The 3,072-nt window shown below is 60.8% G+C and carries 3 protein-coding genes; all 3 read left to right on the forward strand.

Features of this window, described 5'->3' with window-relative positions; all coding sequences use genetic code 11:
- Positions 1–1,230 (forward strand): dihydrolipoyl dehydrogenase (gene lpdA, locus EPN93_11400; GenBank protein ID TAL34906.1); only part of this gene is annotated, 1,230 nt, incomplete at its 5' end.
- Between the two features lie 217 nt (positions 1,231–1,447).
- Positions 1,448–2,632, forward strand: a complete 1,185-nt coding sequence (locus tag EPN93_11405; protein TAL34907.1) for a citrate/2-methylcitrate synthase — start codon at positions 1,448–1,450, stop codon at positions 2,630–2,632.
- A gap of 215 nt (positions 2,633–2,847) precedes the next feature.
- The coding region (locus EPN93_11410) for an NADP-dependent isocitrate dehydrogenase (GenBank protein TAL34908.1) at positions 2,848–3,072 on the forward strand (225 nt) is incomplete at its 3' end.

Below are 3,072 nucleotides of genomic sequence, written 5' to 3' on the forward strand. Positions count from 1 at the left end.
GTCGAACAGGATGCCCTGTTCGACAATCTTCGGTTTGACCTTGCCGCGGTAATGAAAAGGAAAAACGAGATCGTCCAGGGGCGCGTGAAGGGCCTGGGGATTCTCATGAAGGGAAACGGGATCGAAACGATCCACGGAACGGCGCGCCTGGAGGCGGGGGGAGGCGTATCGGTGACCGGCGGGGACGGGACGCGGACGCTGGAGGCGAAGAGCGTGATCCTCGCTACCGGGAGCGTCCCCGCGACGCTTCCCGCGGTCCCGTTCGACGGCGCGCGCATCGTGAGCTCGACCGAGGCGCTCTCGTTCAACGATGTGCCGGAAAGCCTCGTCGTGATCGGGGCAGGGGCCGTGGGTCTGGAAATAGGCAGCATATGGATGAGGCTGGGCTCCCGGGTGACGGTGGTCGAGCTCGCGGACCAGGTGCTGCCCGGCGCGGACGTGCAGATGGCCCGATCGCTCATGCAGTCGCTCAAGCGGCAAGGCATGGGATTTTTCCTTTCAAGCAGGATACAGGGGATGGAGACGCGCGACGGCGAGGCGGAACTTTCCGGCACGGACGCGAAGGGGAACGCCCTCGTGCTGCGCGGTAGTAGGGTCCTGGTCGCCGTGGGGCGCAAAGCCTTCCTGGACGGTCTGGGGATCGAGGCGCGGGGAATCGCCCTCACCGAAAAAGGCGCGGTAAAGGTGAACGCACATTTCCAGACATCGGACCCGCGTGTCTACGCGATAGGCGACATTGTCGAGGGCCCCATGCTCGCGCACAAGGCGGAGGACGAAGGCATCGCCGTCGCCGAGATCATCGCGGGAAAACCGGGACACGTAAATTACGCGACGATACCCGGCGTGGTCTACACCTGGCCCGAGGCGGCCTGGGTGGGCATGACCGAGGCGGCCTGCGCGGCACAGAACATTCCCTGTAAAACAGGAAGCTTTTATTTCAAGGCGAACGCGCGCGCCGTGACCGCGGGCTCCACGGACGGCTTCGTGAAAATCGTCGCGCACGCACATACCGACAGGCTCCTGGGCGCCTCGATACTGGGTCCCTGGGCATCGGACCTGATCGCGGAAGCGGTCACGGTCATGGAATTCGGCGGGAGCGCGGAGGACATCGCGCGCACGATGCACGCGCACCCGACGCTCGCGGAGGCGGTGAAGGAGGCCGCCATGGACGTGGAGGGAAGATCTATCAACGGCGCGCCGCGAACCGGGATTCAGGGGAAAAAGGGATGATCGAACCGCGAATGAACGCTAATAAACGCGAAGTTTCGAAGGGCAACGGGCATGAAATCGTTTCAGCATAGTTGGAGACCCCGACCTTCAGGAGGAAGGCCCCTTCCTTCCGGAATCATTCGCGTCAATTCGCGTGGATTCGCGGTTGCCTTCCGGGGTATGATATTGCGGACAACCCGGGAGCTGGAGGATTTGAAAAGGCGCACCTGAAAAGAGTATGGCGTTGAGTTTTCGTGAGACACGATCAGGAGGAAGGCACATGGAAAGCGTATCGTTCTCGAAAGGACTGGAAGGGGTCATTGCCGCGGCGAGCGACATCTGCCGGATAGACGGCAACGAGGGCAGGCTGTACTATCGCGGGTACTCGATCGAGGACCTGGCCGCCCATTCCTCGTTCGAAGAGGTGACCTATCTCCTCCTGAACGAGCACCTGCCTGATAAACAGGAGCTCGAGAATTTCTCGGCGCGGATGCGCAGGAGCCGCGACCTGGACCCGCACATTCTTGACATGATACGGCACTTCCCGCCGGACGGCAAGCCCATGGAGCTTTTACAAGCGGTCGTATCCTACCTGAGCGGGTACGTGGAGCACAAGATCCAGCATTCGGCAACCTGCGATTGCAGAAATACCCTGCACCAGGTCGTGCAGATGGCGAGCGTGGTGGCCGCCTATTACCGGTTCAGGGAGGGCAAGGAGTATATAAAGCCCGACATGGGGCTCTCGCACGGGGGGAACTTCCTGTACATGATGCGCGGAACGAGGCCCGAACCGTGGGAGGACGCGATCATGGACACGAGCCTGGTGCTTCATGCCGAGCACGGCTTCAACGCGTCGACCTTCACCGCGCGCGTGGTCGCGTCGACGCTGTCGACCTGCTACTCGAGCATCTCCGCGGCGGTTGGCGCGCTGTACGGGTCGCTGCACGGGGGCGCGAACGAGGCGGTCCTCAGGATGCTCCAGGAGATCGGCACGATCGACAACCTTGAAGCGTGGTTCAGGAAAACTATGGAGAAAAAGCAGAAAGTCATGGGATACGGCCACCGGATATACAAAACCAAGGACCCGCGCGCCGTCATCATGGAAGGCTTCCTGAAAACGCTTTCCGAAAAACGGAACGATTTCACCGATTACAACATGCTGAAAAAGCTCGAGGAGATCGCGGCGCATGTCCTGGGCAGCAGGGACGATCCCGTGTATCCCAACGTGGATTTTTTCTCGGGCTCGGTGTTCAAGCTGCTGGGCATCCCGTCGTACCTGTTCACCCCGATTTTCGCGGTGGGCAGGGTGTCCGGATGGCTCGCCCATATCCTGGAACAGAGGAAGGACAACCGGCTGTATCGGCCCATGAGCCTTTACAACGGCCCCGACCCCAGGCCGTACCTGTATATCGGAGAACGCTAAGGAATCGGCCCGCAAGGGGTAACCGCTAATGAACGCCAATGAACGCAAAGTTAAAAACCAGGATATTCGCGTTTATTCGCGTGCATTCGCGGCTATTTATGCGTCATCGAAGTGTGAAGAAATATGAATAGGGGAACCGCCAATGATCGCAAAGTTTATGAGGCGACGGACCTAAGATGGAGTGATCGAAAGCAGGTCCCTGGATGGCGTGCGCAATGACCGGCGAGAAAATACAATTCGACAGGGACGTCGTTAATGTCCCTGACAGACCGGTGATTCTTTTTATCGGGGGGGACGGGATAGGTCCCGAGATATGGGACGCCGCGCGGCGCGTGCTGGACGCGGCGGTGGAATGCGCGTACGCGGGCGCGCGGGGCATCGAGTGGCGGGAGGTGCTCGCCGGGGAAAAGGCGTTTACCGAGCGCGGATCGTGGCTCCCC

The organism is Spirochaetota bacterium, assembly GCA_004297825.1.
Classification (GTDB): domain Bacteria; phylum Spirochaetota; class UBA4802; order UBA4802; family UBA5368; genus FW300-bin19.

What these genes read in the sequence shown, in the direction of transcription:
- EPN93_11405 (TAL34907.1), top strand. Translation starts at nt 1,448, where the DNA reads ATGGCGTTGAGTTTTCGTGAGACACGATCAGGAGGAAGGCACATGGAA.